The organism is Pseudomonas sp. TSO6, assembly GCF_056098905.1.
Genome location: NZ_JBLZWV010000071.1, coordinates 1 through 16157, shown reverse-complemented (window position 1 = coordinate 16157; position 16157 = coordinate 1). Strand labels below are relative to the sequence as shown.

The window sequence follows — 16157 nt, the reverse complement described above, 5'->3', positions numbered from 1 at the left end:
AATGCGCGGACCTACGCCCATTCCCCAGGACACCCGCATGCCATCACCCTCCAGCGCCCCTGCAACTCCCAAGCGTCGCTTCTACCTGCGCTGGCCCTTCGGCCTGGCCGTGGCGGCGGTGATTGGTTATGGCGTCGCGGTGGCCATGCACTGGGATGACCGCGGCGCGCTGTGGCTGAAGGAAAGCTTTGAAAGCACCGCCGAGCGCAGCGAAAGCGTGTGGCTGCCGGACTATCAGGTCGATATCGATGCCAAGCCGCTACCGGGTATGGACGATGACGAAGCCTCGGACCTGGCCTTCAACCCGCATACCCGCACTCTGTTCGCGGTCATGGGCAAGAACCCGATCCTGGTCGAGCTGAGCCTGGAGGGCGATGTACTGCGCAAGATCCCGCTCAACGGCTGGAACAACCCGGAAGGCGTCGCCGTGCTGGAGGATGGCTACCTGGCTATCACCGACGAGCGCCTGCATGACCTGACCGTGGTCAAGGTGGATGCGCAGACCACCGCGTTGAACCACGCCGATTTCCAGAGCCACGACCTGGGCCCGTCAGTGAAGAGCAACAAGGGCTTCGAGGCCATCGCCTGGGACCCGCTGCGTCAGCGCCTGGTCATCGGCGAGGAGCGCCCGCCCAAGCTCTACACCTGGAACACCGATGGCCGCAGCCCTCTCAAGGGCCAGAAGCAGCCGTTGCCTAGCGAAGAGCTCGACCTGCGCAACCTGTCTGCACTGGGTGTCGACCCGCGTACGGGCCACCTGCTGGTGCTCTCGGCCGACTCCAACATGCTGCTGGAGCTGGACGAGCAGGGCCAGCAAGTCAGCTTCATGACCTTGCTGGGCGGCTTCAACGGGCTTGAAGACACCATTCCGCGCGCTGAAGGTGTAGCCATGGACGACAAGGGCAACCTGTACATGGTCAGCGAGCCGGCCCTGTTTTATCGCTTCAGAAAGAACTGACCCCAACATCCGACGTTTCTGATGCTGGCATTAAGCTTTATTTCAGTTGTACATGGTTAGATTCGCCACCCCCACGTCGAGTCTGCCCCATGCGTCTTCTTGTTCGCCTGTTTCTTGCCCTGGCCGTTATCGGTCTGCTCCTGCTCGGCTGGGCCGGGCAGGAGTTTCGCCTGTTCGAGCGGGGCTGGTTCAACCTGAAGACCTGGTGGCAGCCCGCCGGGCAGAGCATCGGCCTGGACCGCTACCGGGTGGTGGTGGAGGCGCAGCCGGTCGAAGGGCTGGATGACGATATCTCCGCGCTGACCTACGACCCTGACCGCAAGACCCTGTTCACCGTCACCAACGCCCGCTCGGAACTGATCGAGTTGTCGCTGGATGGCCGTATTCTGCGCCGCATACCGCTGACTGGCTTCGGCGACCCGGAAGCGGTGGAGTATGTAGGGCCCAACAGCTACGTGATCACCGACGAGCGTCAACAACGGCTGATTCGTGTACGGCTGGAAGACGACACGATGTTCCTCGATGCCGGTGATGCCGAACAGCTCAGCTTGGGCATTGGCCTGAACGGCAACAAGGGCTTCGAGGGCCTGGCCTACGATTCGGCGGGCAAGCGCCTGTTCGTGGCGAAGGAGCGTGACCCGATGCTGATCTACGAGGTGCATGGCTTCCCGCATGACAACCCGGAAAAGCCCTACGCCGTGCATGTGGTGCAGGACCGCAAGCGTGATTCACGGCTGTTTGTGCGGGACCTGTCGAGTCTGCAGTTCGATGAGCGCAGTGGGCATTTGCTGGCGCTGTCGGACGAGTCGCGCCTGGTGCTGGAGCTGGATGTTGAAGGTCGGCCGCTGAGCACCTTGTCGTTGCGCAAGGGCTTCCAGGGGTTGCGGGCAACGGTGCCGCAGGCGGAGGGGATTGCGATGGACGAGGCGGGGACCATCTACCTGGTCAGTGAGCCGAACCTGTTCTATGTGTTCAAGCAGCCGGCAGATTGATTGCCTGTGAGGGCCCTATCGCCGGCAAGCCAGCTCCCACAGGTACTGCGCTGAGCCTGAAACCTGTGCAGTACCTGTGGGAGCTGGCTTGCCGGCGATTGCCATCACTCGGCCTTGAGGGTTTTCACACCTTCAGAGGTACCCAGCAGCAGCAGGTCCGCCGGCCGCGCGGCGAATAGGCCATTGGTCACCACGCCGACGATGGCGTTGATTTGCGCCTCCAGCTCCACCGGGTTGGTGATCTGCAGGTTATGCACATCGAGGATCACGTTGCCGTTGTCGGTGACCACGCCTTCGCGGTACACCGGGTCGCCGCCCAGCTTGACCAGCTGACGGGCCACATGGCTGCGCGCCATCGGGATCACTTCGACCGGCAGCGGGAAAGCGCCCAGTACCGGCACCAGCTTGCTGCCGTCGGCGATGCAGATGAAGGTCTTGGCCACAGCGGCGACGATCTTCTCGCGGGTCAGGGCCGCACCGCCGCCCTTGATCAGGTTCAGGTGTGCGTCGCTCTCGTCGGCGCCGTCCACGTAGAACTCCAGCTCGCTGACACTGTTCAGCTCGTAGACCGGGATGCCATGGCCCTTCAGACGCTGGGCGGTGGCTTCGGAGCTGGCGACTGCGCCGTCGAAGGCAGTCTTGTGCTGAGCCAGGGCGTCGATGAAGAAGTTGGCAGTCGAGCCGGTACCGACGCCGACGACGCTCTTTTCATCCAGCTTGGGCAGAATGAAGTCGACAGCGGCCAGGGCGACGGCCTGTTTGAGTTGGTCCTGGGTCATGCGGGCTCCGAAAAGGGGCAGGGCGGTTTTCAAAGTTGCCTAGTATAACGGCTTGGGCGGCTTTGCTGTGGTCGCCCGACGTAGCGCTGGGGTAGACTCGCAGCCCTCGTCCCGCGGCCCAGTGATGCTTTCCCGATGCTCGAACAGTACGTCAAGAAGATCCTCACCTCGCGCGTCTATGACGTTGCCGTCGAAACCCCGCTGCAGAGCGCCGGGCAGCTGAGCAAGCGCCTGGGCAACCAGATTTTGCTCAAGCGTGAAGACCTGCAGCCGGTGTTCTCGTTCAAGATTCGAGGGGCGTACAACAAACTGGCCCAGCTGACCCCGGAAGAGCTGGCCCGTGGCGTGGTCACCGCCTCGGCCGGCAACCACGCCCAGGGCCTGGCCCTGGCTGCGCGCGAGATGGGCATCAAGGCCACTATCGTGATGCCCAAGACCACCCCGGAGATCAAGATCGAAGGCGTGCGCTCGCGCGGTGGCAAGGTCGTGCTGCATGGCGACTCGTTCCCAGAAGCGCTGGCTTATTCGCTGAAACTGGTCGACGAGAAGGGCTTTGTTTATGTCCACCCTTATGACGACCCGCACACCATTGCCGGGCAGGGCACCGTTGCCATGGAAATCCTGCGCCAGCACCCTGGCCAGCTGGACGCGATCTTCGTGCCTGTGGGCGGTGGTGGCCTGATCGCCGGCATTGCCGCCTATGTGAAGTACCTGCGCCCGGAAATCAAGGTGATTGGTGTCGAGCCCGACGACTCCAACTGCCTGCAGGCGGCCATGGCGGCCGGTGAGCGCGTGGTGCTGCCACAGGTCGGGTTGTTCGCCGACGGCGTGGCGGTGGCGCAGATCGGCCAGCACACCTTCGATATCTGCCGCCACCATGTGGATGAAGTGGTGACGGTCAGCACCGACGAGATCTGTGCAGCTATCAAGGATATCTACGACGATACCCGCTCGATCACCGAGCCTGCCGGCGCCTTGGGCGTGGCCGGCATCAAGAAGTTCGTCGACCTGTACGGCGTGACCGGGCAAACCCTGGTGGCGATCGACTCCGGCGCCAACGTCAACTTCGACCGCCTGCGCCACGTGGCCGAGCGTGCCGAGCTGGGTGAGAAGCGCGAAGCGATCATCGCCGTGACCATCCCGGAGCGCCCAGGCAGCTTCAAGGCCTTCTGCGAGGCTATCGGCAAGCGGCAGATCACCGAATTCAACTACCGCAAGCACACCTCCGACGAGGCGCACATCTTCGTTGGCGTGCAGACCCACCCGGAAAACGACCCACGTGCGGCGCTGGTGCAGCATCTGACCGAGCAGGGCTTCCCGGTTACCGATCTGACCGACAACGAGCTGGCCAAGCTGCACATTCGTCACATGGTTGGCGGCCATTCGGCCGGTGCCAGCGATGAAATGGTGTTGCGCTTCGAATTCCCGGAGCGGCCAGGAGCGTTGTTCAACTTCCTCAATAAGCTGGGCGGGCGCTGGAACATCTCGATGTTCCACTACCGCAACCATGGCGCGGCTGACGGGCGCGTGGTGGCGGGCTTGCAGGTGCCGGAGGACGAGCGCCACCTGGTGCCGGCCGCGCTGGCCAAGATCGGCTACCCCTACTGGGACGAGACCGAGAACCCGGCGTACAAGCTGTTCCTGGGCTGAGCGGCTAAGCTAGGGCTGATGGCCCTATCGCCGGCAAGCCAGCTCCCACAAGTGCTGCGCAGGCCTCAAGGCCTGTGATAACTCTGTGGGAGCGGGCGAGCCCGCGAAGAAGCCACCGCAATAATGGCCTGTTCAAGGACAACCGAGACATGGAACACCTGACCACCCTCAAGACCCTGCACATCATCGCCACCGCACTGCTGTTTCTGGGCGCCTTGGGCCTGGCGGTGTGGACGGTGCGCGCTCGCCGCCAAGGCGATGCCGAAGCATACGCCAAGCTGTTGCGCCGGCCGCTGGTATTCATCTGGCTGGTGATGGGCCTGTGCCTGGTAAGCATGCCGTTCACCGGCTGGTGGCTGGTGCACCTGGTGGGCTGGCCACTGGGGCAGACCTGGGTGCTGGCGTCCAGCGTCATCTATATCTTCGGCGCCTTTGCCGTGTGGTGGCTGCTGGTACGGCTGAACCGGCTGCGCAAGGCCGAAGTGGTGGGGCTGCGGTTTACCCTGGCGCTGGCGGTGTTCAGCGGGGTCTGCTTCCTGTCCATTGCCGGGCTGATGGGCGCCAAGCCAGTCTGACAGCCCTGGGTTGCCCGTGCCGGCCTCTTCGCGGGTAAACCCGCTCCCACAGGGACTGCACAAGGCCTGAGGGCAGCGCAGTACCTGTGGGAGCGGGTTCACCCGCGAAAGGGCCGGCCCAGGAAAACCTCAATCCCGCAGCGAAACCACCGGCCACCCGCGCTTCTCGGCCTCGGCCCGCAGGTTCGGGTCCGGGTCCACCGCCACCGCATGCGTCACCCGTTGCAGCAGCGGCAGGTCGTTCATCGAGTCGCTATAGAAGTAGCTGTCTTCCAGGTCGAAGCCGTTTTCCAGCATCCAGCGTTCCAGCCGTGTCACCTTGCCTTCACGGAAACACGGTATATCGGTACTGCGGCCGGTATAGCGGCCGTCGTGCATCTCGCATTCGGTTGCCAGCAGTACCCGAACCCCGAGGCGCCGGGCAATCGGGGCGGTCACGAAACGGTTGGTGGCGGTGATGATCACCAACTGGTCGCCCGCCTCGCGGTGCTGCTGCAGCAAGGCCAGGGCCTTGGGCAGGATGATCGGCTCGATGCAGTCGCGCATGAAGTCGCGGTGCCATTCGTCGAGCTGTGTCACAGGCGTTGCCGCCAGGATCTCCATGGAAAAGGCCAGGTAGGCCTGCAGGTCCAGGGTGCCGTTGAGGTAGTCCTGGTAGAAGCCATCGTTGCGTTGCTTGTAGGCGACCGGGTCGAGAATGCCGCGCTCGCAAAGGTAATCACCCCAGGCATGGTCGCTGTCGCCACCGAGGAGGGTATTGTCCAGGTCGAATAAAGCCAGGCGCATTGCGGTCACTCGCATCAGCTACAGGTAGGCCCGCAGAATACGGAGTTTTCACCCGGCTGCACATAAGCTTGGCGGGCGCGTTGCTGCGCTCGCAAGCTTTGTGGAACAATGCGGTGACATGCGTTTGCGAGGTTGCTGCCGTGATCGACCCGGATGGTTTTCGCCCCAATGTCGGGATCATTCTCACGAATGATGCCGGGCAGGTGCTATGGGCTCGCCGGATCAACCAGGATGCCTGGCAGTTTCCCCAGGGGGGTATCAACCCTGACGAGACGCCGGAAGATGCCCTGTACCGCGAGCTGAACGAAGAAGTTGGCCTTGAACGCGATGATGTGGAAATTCTTGCCTGCACCCGCGGTTGGTTGCGTTATCGTTTACCCCAGCGACTGGTACGTACCCACAGCCAGCCGCTGTGCATCGGCCAGAAGCAGAAGTGGTTCCTGCTACGGCTGGTCAGCAATGAACAGCGGGTGCGGATGGACCTGACCGGCAAGCCGGAATTCGACGGCTGGCGCTGGGTGAGCTATTGGTATCCGCTGGGCCAGGTTGTGACATTCAAGCGCGAGGTGTACCGACGCGCCCTGAAAGAGCTAGCACCGCGTCTGCTGACGCGCGACTGACGACGGAGTTCGACCCCGAGCCATGCTCAATACGCTGCGCAAGATCGTCCAGGAAGTAAACTCCGCCAAAGATCTCAAGTCGGCGTTGGGGATCATTGTCTTGCGCGTCAAGGAGGCCATGGGCAGCCAGGTCTGCTCGGTCTACCTGCTCGACCCGGAAACCAACCGCTTCGTGCTGATGGCTTCCGAAGGCCTGAACAAGCGCTCCATCGGCAAGGTCAGCATGGCCCCCAACGAAGGCCTGGTTGGCCTGGTCGGTACCCGGGAAGAGCCGCTGAACCTGGAAAACGCCGCCGACCACCCGCGTTACCGCTACTTTGCCGAAACCGGTGAAGAAAAATTCGCCTCCTTCCTGGGTGCACCGATCATTCACCACCGCCGCGTGGTCGGGGTGTTGGTCATTCAGCAAAAGGAGCGCCGCCAGTTCGACGAGGGTGAAGAAGCCTTCCTGGTCACCATGAGCGCCCAGCTTGCCGGGGTAATTGCCCACGCCGAAGCCACTGGCTCGATCCGTGGCCTGGGCCGCCAGGGCAAGGGTATCCAGGAAGCGCGCTTCGTCGGTGTGCCTGGCTCGCCTGGCGCTGCCGTGGGCCGCGCGGTGGTGATGCTGCCGCCGGCCGACCTGGAAGTGGTGCCGGACAAGGCCGTCGATGACATCGACGCGGAACTCAAGCTGTTCCAGAACGCCCTTGAAGGCGTGCGCGACGACATGCGCAAGCTGTCGGCCAAGCTGGCCACCCAGCTGCGCCCTGAAGAGCGCGCGTTGTTCGATGTGTACCTGATGATGCTCGAAGATGCAGCCCTGGGCGGCGAGGTGACCGAAGTCATCAAGACCGGCCAGTGGGCGCAGGGCGCCCTGCGCCAGGTGGTTGGCGAGCACGTCAGCCGCTTCGAGCTGATGGACGATGACTACCTGCGCGAGCGCGCCTCCGACGTCAAGGACCTTGGCCGGCGCCTGCTGGCCTACCTGCAGGAAGCCCGCTCGCAGTCGCTGGTGTATGCAGACAACACCATCCTGGTCAGTGAAGAGCTGACACCGGCCATGCTCGGTGAAGTGCCGGAAGGCAAGCTGGTGGGCCTGGTCTCGGTACTGGGTTCGGGCAACTCCCACGTCGCCATCCTCGCTCGCGCCATGGGCATCCCCACGGTGATGGGCCTGGTCGACCTGCCGTACTCCAAGGTCGACGGTATCGAACTGATTGTCGACGGCTACAAGGGCGAGGTGTTCACCAACCCCAGCGAAGTGCTTCGCAAGCAGTACAGCGAAGTGGTCGAGGAAGAGCGCCAGCTGGCCCAGGGCCTGGATGCCCTGCGCGAACTGCCATGCATCACCCCCGACGGCCACCGCATGCCGCTGTGGGTCAACACCGGCTTGCTCGCCGATGTGGCTCGTGCCCAGCAGCGCGGCGCCGAAGGGGTAGGCCTGTACCGCACCGAAGTGCCGTTCATGATCAACCAGCGCTTCCCCAGCGAGAAAGAGCAGCTGGCCATCTACCGTGAGCAGCTGGCGGCCTTCCACCCGCTGCCGGTGACCATGCGCACCCTCGACATCGGCGGTGACAAGGCGCTTTCGTACTTCCCGATCAAGGAAGAAAACCCCTTCCTGGGCTGGCGCGGCATCCGTGTCACCCTCGACCACCCGGAAATCTTCCTGGTGCAGACCCGCGCCATGCTCAAGGCCAGCGAGGGCCTGAACAACCTGCGCATCCTGCTGCCGATGATTTCCGGCATCCACGAGCTGGAAGAAGCGCTGCACCTGATCCACCGCGCCTGGGGCGAGGTGCGTGACGAAGGCACCGACGTGCCGATGCCGCCGGTGGGCGTGATGGTGGAAATCCCTGCGGCGGTGTACCAGACCAAGGAACTGGCGCGGCAGGTGGACTTCCTGTCGGTCGGTTCCAACGACCTGACCCAGTACCTGCTGGCGGTGGACCGCAACAACCCGCGGGTTGCCGACCTGTACGACTACCTGCACCCGGCGGTGCTGCAAGCGCTGAGCACTGTAGTGCGCGACGCCCATGGCGAAGGCAAGCCGGTGAGCATCTGCGGTGAGATGGCCGGTGACCCGGCGGCGGCCATCCTGTTGATGGCCATGGGCTTCGACAGCCTGTCGATGAACGCCACCAACCTGCCGAAGGTGAAGTGGATGCTGCGCCAGGTGAACATGAGCAAGGCCAAGGAACTGCTGGCTGAGGCCTTGAGCCATGACAACCCGCAAGTTATCCACAGCTCGTTGCAGCTGGCCCTGAAGAACCTTGGGTTGGCGCGGATGATCGGGCCAGGGGCCAACAAAACCCTGTGAAATTCTGGGGCCGCTTCGCGGCCCATCGCGACGCAAGGCCGCTCCTACAGGCGTACGCGATGTCCTGTAGGAGCGGCCTTGCGTCGCGATGGGCTGCGCAGCAGCCCCATGGCCCTCAAACCACTAGCTCAACTTCCCCGAGGTGCCCACCAAAGGGCCCGAAACTGCGCTCGATCAGCCGCCTTCGTCCCTGATCATCCGCGATCAACACCGTACTCGCCCGGGTCCCGTAATTCTGACTGGCGATGAATACGCTCGACAGCAATTTCTCGGTCGCCACCCCCACGCCTGTCTCGGGCAGGTCGCCATCCGCCGCCGGCTCGTTATCCGCCAGCAAAGCCAGCAGCCGATCCGGCTCCGGTGTTTCCAGCAGGCCCTCCAGCCCGCTACGTGCCTTCACCAGCTTTGGCCACGGCGTATCCAGCCCTGCGTTGGATAACCCGTACACCCCAGCGTCCAGCAGGCACGGCGTGGCGTCACGGGCGTGCAGGTAACCCAGCTGTCGCCCATCACCCACCAGCAGGTTGAACCCCGAATACTGCCCGCTGCGGCTGGCCACCTGGTCCAGGTAAGCCTCGACACCAAGTTCACCCTGCAGGTACGCCGCCACCAGTTCACCTCGCGAGCGCGGCCCCAGTGCCTGGCCCGGGTCGCGGATATTGGTCAGCGCCGCAAACCGCCCCTGCGGCCCCACGCCCAGCCATGTGCCACCGGCCTCCAGGTCGCGCCCGGCATGCACCCCGGGCGCATCTTCCCAGGCCGCCAAGGGTTGAGTGGGACGGGCATAGAACTCGTCTCGGTTGGCCGCGACGATCAGCGGCAGGGCATGCCCCGGCCGCCAGGCAAATACGATCAGGCACATCGGTTTGGCCTCTGTGTTTTCTGCCACTGTACCCACAGCGGCGTGGCCGATCCATCCTGACACAGAGTTCACTAGAGCCCCGAGGCCGGCTTCCGTTACCATGCCGGATTGATTTTTCGGGGAAGCCGAATGGAATTCGTGCTCTATCTGCTGTTGGGCGCCTGTGCCGGTGTGCTGGCCGGGCTGTTCGGCGTGGGCGGTGGCATCATCATCGTGCCGGTGCTGGTGTTCAGCTTCACCTTGCAGGGCTTCGACGCCTCAGTGCTGACCCACCTGGCGGTCGGCACATCGCTGGCAACCATCGTGTTCACGTCGATCAACGCCGTGCTTGAGCACCACCGCAAGGGCGCGGTGCAATGGCCGATCTTCGCCTGGATGACCCTCGGCATCCTGCTGGGGGCCGGTGTCGGTGCCAAGACCGCCTCGCTGATCCAGGGCCCGCTGCTGCAGAAGATCATCGGCGTGTTCGCCCTGGTCATCGCCGCGCAGATGGCCCTGGACCTCAAACCCAAGGCAAGTCGCGGCATCCCGGGCAAACCCGCCTTGATCGGGGCCGGTGGGGTGATTGGCTGGGCCTCGGCCATTTTCGGCATCGGCGGTGGTTCGCTGACTGTGCCGTTCCTGACCTGGCGCAGCCTGCCCATGCAGCAGGCGGTGGCCACGTCCTCGGCCTGTGGCCTGCCGATTGCCGTGGCCAGTGCCCTGAGCTTCATGCTGCTGGGCTGGCACGAGGAGCACCTGCCGGCCCACAGCCTGGGTTACGTCTACCTGCCGGCGATGGTCGGCATTGCCGTGACCAGCATGTTTTTCGCCCGCTTTGGCGCGCGTCTGGCGCACAAGCTGTCGCCCCGTTTGTTGAAACGCCTGTTCGCAGCGCTGCTGTTCTGTGTCGGCCTCAGCTTTTTGATTTGAATCGAGAGGAAGTTCCATGCTGCCTTACCCGCAGATAGACCCCGTGGCCTTGGCCATCGGGCCGCTGAAAATCCATTGGTACGGGCTGATGTACCTGATCGGCATCGGCGGTGCCTGGCTGCTGGCTTCGCGCCGGTTGAACCGCTTTGACCCCACCTGGAGCCGCGAGAAGCTTTCCGACCTGGTGTTCTGGTTGTCGATGGGGGTGATCGTCGGTGGCCGCCTGGGTTACGTGCTGTTCTACGACCTGCATGCCTACCTGGCCAACCCGACGCTGATCTTCGAGGTGTGGAAGGGCGGCATGTCGTTCCACGGCGGCTTCATCGGCGTGATGCTGGCGGCCTTGTGGTTCGGCAAGCGCAACAACAAGTCGTTCTTCGAGCTGATGGACTTCGTTGCCCCGCTGGTGCCGATCGGCCTGGGTGCCGGGCGTATTGGCAACTTTATCAACGCCGAGCTGTGGGGCAAGGCGACCGACGTGCCGTGGGCGATGGTGTTCCCGCCGTTCAGCGACCCTGCCCAGTTGCCCCGTCATCCGTCGCAGCTGTACCAGTTTGCCCTGGAAGGTGTGGCATTATTCGTGATTCTCTGGTTGTACTCGCGCAAACCGCGCCCGACCATGGCCGTTTCCGGCATGTTCGCGCTGTTCTACGGCATTTTCCGCTTTATCGTGGAGTTTGTGCGGGTGCCGGATGCCCAGCTTGGCTACATTGCCTTCGGCTGGTTGACCATGGGTCAGTTGCTTTGCTTGCCGATGATCGTCGGCGGCATCTTCCTGATCTGGTTGGCCTACAACCGCAAACCTACGGCAAAACCAGCCGTATGATTTTCACGGCAGGGGCGATCCCCCTGCCGTTCTTGTTACAGGAAAGTCATGAAACAGTATCTAGATCTGGTCCGTGAAGTCATCGAAAACGGTACGTTGCAAGGCAACCGCACCGGCATCCGTACCATCAGCATGCCGGGCGCCATGCTGCGCTTCGACCTGCAGAAGGGCTTCCCGGCGATCACCACGCGCAAGCTGGCGTTCAAGTCGGCGATCGGCGAGATGGTCGGCTTCCTGCGGGGCGTGAAAAACGCCGGTGAATTCCGTGAGCTGGGCTGCAAGGTCTGGGACCAGAACGCCAACGAAAACGCCCAGTGGCTGGCCAACCCGTTCCGCCAGGGCCATGACGACCTGGGCGAGATCTACGGCGTGCAATGGCGCCAGTGGCCGGGCTACAAGCGCATCCCGCTTAGCAACCCGGCCGCTGTCGAAATGGCCGAGAAGGCCGGCTTCCGCCGTATTGCCCAGGACGAAGAAGACGGCCAGGCGTTCGTGGTCCTGTACAAGGCCATCGACCAGGTGCGCCAGTGCCTGGACACCATCGCCAACGACCCGGGCAGCCGCCGCATCCTGTTCCACGGCTGGAACTGCGCGCAGCTGGACGAGATGGCCCTGCCGCCGTGTCACCTGCTGTACCAGTTCCACCCGAATGTAGAGACCAAGGAAATTTCCCTGACCCTTTACATCCGCTCCAACGACCTGGGCCTGGGCACACCGTTCAACCTCACCGAAGGCGCGGCGCTGCTGTCGCTGTTCGGCCGCCTGACCGGTTACACCCCGCGCTGGTTCACCTACTTCATAGGCGATGCCCATGTGTATGAAAACCACCTGGACATGCTGAACGAGCAGCTCAAGCGCGAGCCGCTGAAAGCGCCGAAGCTGGTGATCAGCGACCGCGTGCCGGCGTTTGCCGAGACGGGCAAGTACGAGCCGGAGTGGCTGGAGAAGATCGAGCCGAGTGATTTCTGGCTGGAAGGCTATGAGCACCATGCGCCGATGACAGCGCCGATGGCTGTGTAATTTTCTAGATTACCGGGGGCGCTTTGCGCCCCTTTCGCCGGCAAGCCGGCTCCCACAAGTACTACTCAAGGCCAGGCCCTGTGCGGTCCCTGTGGGAGCGGGCGTGCCCGCGAAGTTTTTGGCTCAATGCCCGTGACTGCGCCCCACATGCGAATGCTCGGTTTCCGGCACCGATACCGCCCCGTTCGTCTCCAGTTGCTGCAAGATCGCGCATTCACTCCCCTGCGCGCTGCAGCGCCGTCGCAGCTCCACCAGCTGCTCTTGCAACGCCACCAAGCCATCGATCCGCGCTTGCACATGCTCGATATGTTCGTCGATCAGCGCATTGACGCTGCCGCACGAGTCGTCAGGGCTGTCGCGCAGGCGTAGCAGGCTGCGGATTTCTTCCAGGGTCATGTCCAGGGTGCGGCAGTTGCGGATGAAGGTCAGCCGTTCCACGTGGGCCTGGGTATACAGCCGGTAGTTGCCTTCTGTACGGGCAGGCTCGGGCAGCAGGTGTTCACGCTCGTAGTAGCGGATGGTTTCCACCGCGCAGTCGGTGGCTTTGGCCAGTTCTCCGATCTTCATCACGAAATCTCCAGCAAGTGGCTTGACCCTATAGTGGCTACAGGGTGTTCACTTGGCAACAGGCTCACTTTAAGGACGACCCCATGAACCAGCCTGTCAGCCACGAACACAAGCATCCGCACGATCACGCCCATGGCGATGACGACCATGGGCACGCCGCCCACGGCCACAGCTGCTGCGGGGCCAAAGCCGCCCCGGCGCTGGTGCAGCTGACTGAAACGGCCAGTGCCCAGGCACAGCTCAGCCGCTTCCGCATCGACGCCATGGACTGCCCGACCGAGCAGACCCTGATCCAGGACAAGCTGGGCAAGCTGGCCGGTATCGAGCAGCTGGAATTCAACCTGATCAACCGCGTACTTGGCGTACGCCACACCCTGGACGGCACTGCCGACATCGAGCGTGCCATCGACAGCCTGGGGATGAAGGCCGAGCCGCTTGGTGCCGAAGGCGACAGTACCGCCGCCGCGCCCCAACCGGCCAAGACCCGCTGGTGGCCGCTGGCATTGTCGGGTGTTGCCGCCATCGCCGCCGAAATCGTGCACTTTGCCGCGCTGGCGCCGGAATGGCTGGTGGCGGCATTGGCGCTGGCAGCCATTCTTGGTTGCGGCCTGGGCACCTACAAGAAGGGCTGGATTGCCCTGAAAAACCGCAACCTCAACATCAATGCGCTGATGAGCATCGCCGTGACCGGTGCTGTGCTGATCGGCCAGTGGCCGGAAGCGGCCATGGTGATGGTGCTGTTTACCGTTGCCGAGCTGATCGAAGCCCGCTCGCTGGACCGCGCACGCAATGCCATCAGCGGGCTGATGCAGCTGACCCCGGACATGGCCACGGTGCAGCAGGCAGATGGCCAATGGCGCGAAGTGGATGTGCGCGAAGTGGCCATCGGCGCGTTGGTGCGGGTGCGCCCCGGCGAGCGCATCGGCCTGGATGGCGAAGTGAGCAGTGGGCAATCCAGCGTCGATCAGGCGCCGATCACCGGCGAAAGCTTGCCTGTGGAGAAGGCCGTAGGCGACAAACTGTTCGCCGGCACCATCAACCAGGCGGGTGCGCTGGAGTTTCGCGTTACCGCTGGCGCGGGGCAATCGACCCTGGCGCGGATCATCAAGGCCGTGGAGGAAGCGCAAGGCGCGCGGGCGCCTACCCAGCGCTTCGTCGACCAGTTTTCGCGTATCTATACCCCGGTGGTGTTTGCTATCGCCCTGGCCGTGGCGGTGATCCCGCCGCTGTTCATGGCCGCAAGCTGGTTCGACTGGGTGTACCGCGCCCTGGTGCTGCTGGTGGTCGCGTGCCCGTGCGCCCTGGTTATCTCGACCCCGGTGACCATCGTCAGCGGGCTGGCCGCTGCTGCGCGTAAAGGCATCCTGATCAAGGGCGGTGTGTACCTGGAAGGCGGCCGCCACCTGGATTACCTGGCCCTGGACAAGACCGGCACCATCACCCACGGCAAGCCGGTACAGACCGACGCCAAAGTACTGGAGCCGGTGTTCGAAGGCCGTGCGCAAGCCCTGGCTGCCAGCTTGGGCGAACGTTCGGACCACCCGGTTTCCCGCGCCATTGCCCAGTTCGGCAAGGAGCAAGGCCTGGCCTTGAGCGAGGTCGATGACTTCGCTGCCCTGGCCGGGCGCGGCGTGCGTGGCACCATCGCTGGCGAGGTCTACCACCTGGGCAACCACCGCCTGGTGGAAGAACTGGGGCTGTGCTCACCCGAGCTGGAAGCCCAGCTGGATGCGCTGGAGCGCCAGGGCAAGACCGTGGTCCTGCTGCTTGACCGCAGTGGCCCGCTGGCCCTTTTTGCAGTGGCCGATACGGTCAAGGACAGCAGCCGCCAGGCCATTGCCGAGCTGCATGAGCTGGGCATCAAGACTGTCATGCTGACCGGTGATAATCCGCATACCGCGCAGGCCATCGCCGCCGTGGTGGGTATCGACCGCGCGGAGGGCAACCTGCTGCCTGCCGACAAACTGAAAACCATCGAAGCCTTGTACGCACAGGGCCATCGGGTGGGCATGGTCGGTGACGGCATCAACGACGCCCCGGCCCTGGCCCGTGCCGAGATCGGTTTTGCCATGGCCGCTGCCGGCACCGACACCGCCATCGAAACCGCCGATGTGGCACTGATGGACGACGACTTGCGGAAAATCCCCGCCTTCGTCAGGCTGTCGCGCCAAAGTGCGGCGATCCTCATGCAGAACATCGTTCTGGCGTTGGGCGTCAAGGCGATATTCCTGGCGATTACCTTTGCCGGCATGGCCACCCTGTGGATGGCAGTGTTCGCCGACATGGGCGTGAGCTTGCTGGTGGTGTTCAACGGCTTGCGCCTTTTGCGCAAATAGAGGACGTGCATGCTGAGTTCGGAGCTTAAAGCCTTTTACATGGTGGCCCGCCTGGGCAGCATCACCCTGGCGGCAAAGAAGCTCGGGCTCAGCCAGCCCACGGTGACCACGCAGATCCGCAACCTGGAAAGCCACTACACGGTCGAGCTGTTCTACCGTGGCGGGCGGCGCCTGGTGTTGAGCGAAGAGGGCGTGCGACTGCTGCCGATGGTCAAGGCGCTGTTGCAGCAGGAGGCCGACATCGAGTTCGAGCTGCGCAACAGCGGCCAGGCCCAAGGCAGTTTGCGCATCGCCGCCACAGCGCCTTACTACATTCTCGACCTGGTGAAGATCTACCGCGAGCGTTTGCCGCAAGTGGATGTGGCGGTGGAGATCGGCAACTCGCAGCAGGTGCTGGAAATGCTCGAAGACTACCGGGTGGATATCGCCGCTTCGTCGCAGCTGCTGGAGGACGCCCGGCTGGTGCGGCGGGTGCTGGGCACCGATCCGCTGGTGGTGGCGGTGCACCGCAACCACCCATTGGCCCACCGCCAGACGGTGTCCATCGATGTGGTGGCCGGGCATTGCCTGTTGATGCGGGAGAAGGGCTCGACCACGCGCCAGCTGACCGAGCAGATGATGCAGGAGGCCGGGGTGACGGCCGGGGCCTTGCTGGAAATCGGCAGCCGCGAGTCGATCCGCGAGGCGGTGCTGCGCAACATCGGCATCAGCGTGATTGCCCGCCATGAGGTGCCGCACAACCCCGAACTGCGGGTGCTCGTGCTGGAGAATGCGCCGGTGATGCATGAGTACCTGTATTGCCTGAAGGAACGGCGCCAGGCCAGGTTGCCGGCTGCCTTTCTTGGGGTGGCGCAGGAAGTGGCCGGCTCGCACTTCTGATAATTCTTTAATGGCTGTACTGGCCCTATCGCCGGCAAGCCAGCTCCCACAGAGACTGCATAGCTCTCAAGGGCGCAGGTGTACCTGTGGGAG

The 16157-nt window shown here is 63.7% G+C and carries 15 protein-coding genes; 11 read left to right on the top strand and 4 right to left on the bottom strand.

Annotated elements, in window-relative coordinates; translation table 11 throughout:
- Positions 1–37 precede the first annotated feature (37 nt).
- Positions 38–958: an SdiA-regulated domain-containing protein gene (locus tag ACN6NG_RS28465; RefSeq protein WP_063423265.1), complete on the top strand. Its 921-nt coding sequence runs from the start codon at positions 38–40 to the stop codon at positions 956–958.
- Positions 959–1047: 89 nt separating this feature from the next.
- Positions 1048–1950 carry an SdiA-regulated domain-containing protein gene (locus ACN6NG_RS28460; protein WP_474317363.1) on the top strand — a complete coding sequence of 301 codons (903 nt, stop codon included), beginning with the start codon at positions 1048–1050 and terminating at the stop codon, positions 1948–1950.
- A gap of 104 nt (positions 1951–2054) precedes the next feature.
- Here ACN6NG_RS28460 and rpiA read toward each other — a convergent pair whose 3' ends face one another.
- A complete protein-coding gene (rpiA, locus tag ACN6NG_RS28455; RefSeq protein ID WP_353456601.1) occupies positions 2055–2729 on the bottom strand; it encodes a ribose-5-phosphate isomerase RpiA in 675 nt (224 codons plus the stop codon).
- Positions 2730–2864: 135 nt separating this feature from the next.
- On the opposite strand from rpiA, the gene ilvA reads away from it, so the two are divergent.
- Together ilvA and ACN6NG_RS28445 are read left to right on the top strand one after the other, a co-directional pair.
- On the top strand, positions 2865–4379 hold the full coding sequence (ilvA, locus tag ACN6NG_RS28450) for a threonine ammonia-lyase, biosynthetic (protein ID WP_474317360.1): 1515 nt from the start codon (positions 2865–2867) through the stop codon (positions 4377–4379).
- 149 nt (positions 4380–4528) lie between these two features.
- Positions 4529–4954 (top strand): DUF2269 domain-containing protein, encoded by a 426-nt coding sequence (locus ACN6NG_RS28445; RefSeq protein WP_063423269.1) that lies wholly within the window; start codon positions 4529–4531, stop codon positions 4952–4954.
- 129 nt (positions 4955–5083) lie between these two features.
- Here ACN6NG_RS28445 and ACN6NG_RS28440 read toward each other — a convergent pair whose 3' ends face one another.
- Positions 5084–5740, bottom strand: a complete 657-nt coding sequence (locus ACN6NG_RS28440) for a histidinol-phosphatase (protein WP_353456602.1) — start codon at positions 5738–5740, stop codon at positions 5084–5086.
- Between the two features lie 140 nt (positions 5741–5880).
- On the opposite strand from ACN6NG_RS28440, the gene ACN6NG_RS28435 reads away from it, so the two are divergent.
- A complete protein-coding gene (locus ACN6NG_RS28435; RefSeq protein ID WP_003249017.1) occupies positions 5881–6360 on the top strand; it encodes an RNA pyrophosphohydrolase in 480 nt (159 codons plus the stop codon).
- 22 nt (positions 6361–6382) lie between these two features.
- Positions 6383–8662 (top strand): phosphoenolpyruvate--protein phosphotransferase, encoded by a 2280-nt coding sequence (gene ptsP / locus ACN6NG_RS28430; protein WP_063423271.1) that lies wholly within the window; start codon positions 6383–6385, stop codon positions 8660–8662.
- A gap of 115 nt (positions 8663–8777) precedes the next feature.
- On the opposite strand, the gene ACN6NG_RS28425 is transcribed toward ptsP, so the two are convergent.
- Positions 8778–9524 (bottom strand): NRDE family protein, encoded by a 747-nt coding sequence (locus ACN6NG_RS28425; RefSeq protein ID WP_353456603.1) that lies wholly within the window; start codon positions 9522–9524, stop codon positions 8778–8780.
- 129 nt (positions 9525–9653) lie between these two features.
- Here ACN6NG_RS28425 and ACN6NG_RS28420 point away from each other — a divergent pair, with 129 nt between their 5' ends.
- From ACN6NG_RS28420 to ACN6NG_RS28410, 3 genes are read left to right on the top strand one after another with little or no spacing between them, the layout of a single operon-like run.
- Positions 9654–10436 carry a sulfite exporter TauE/SafE family protein gene (locus ACN6NG_RS28420; protein ID WP_016502104.1) on the top strand — a complete coding sequence of 261 codons (783 nt, stop codon included), beginning with the start codon at positions 9654–9656 and terminating at the stop codon, positions 10434–10436.
- Positions 10437–10452: 16 nt separating this feature from the next.
- Complete coding sequence (gene lgt, locus ACN6NG_RS28415) at positions 10453–11262, top strand: prolipoprotein diacylglyceryl transferase (protein ID WP_016502103.1); 810 nt, start codon at positions 10453–10455, stop codon at positions 11260–11262.
- 48 nt (positions 11263–11310) lie between these two features.
- A complete protein-coding gene (locus ACN6NG_RS28410; RefSeq protein WP_353456604.1) occupies positions 11311–12282 on the top strand; it encodes a thymidylate synthase in 972 nt (323 codons plus the stop codon).
- Positions 12283–12405: 123 nt separating this feature from the next.
- Here ACN6NG_RS28410 and cadR read toward each other — a convergent pair whose 3' ends face one another.
- The gene (gene cadR / locus ACN6NG_RS28405) at positions 12406–12849 is read right to left on the bottom strand and encodes a cadmium resistance transcriptional regulator CadR (protein WP_474317355.1); all 444 of its coding nucleotides are present in this window, start codon (positions 12847–12849) and stop codon (positions 12406–12408) included.
- An 83-nt stretch (positions 12850–12932) separates the two neighbouring features.
- Between cadR and ACN6NG_RS28400 the strand changes: the two genes are divergently transcribed.
- Entirely contained in the window at positions 12933–15185 is a 2253-nt protein-coding gene (locus ACN6NG_RS28400; protein WP_353456606.1) for a heavy metal translocating P-type ATPase, read from the top strand.
- A 9-nt stretch (positions 15186–15194) separates the two neighbouring features.
- Positions 15195–16064, top strand: coding sequence for a LysR family transcriptional regulator (locus tag ACN6NG_RS28395; protein WP_063423274.1), 870 nt, complete (start codon positions 15195–15197; stop codon positions 16062–16064).
- The last annotated feature ends 93 nt before the right edge of the window (positions 16065–16157 follow it).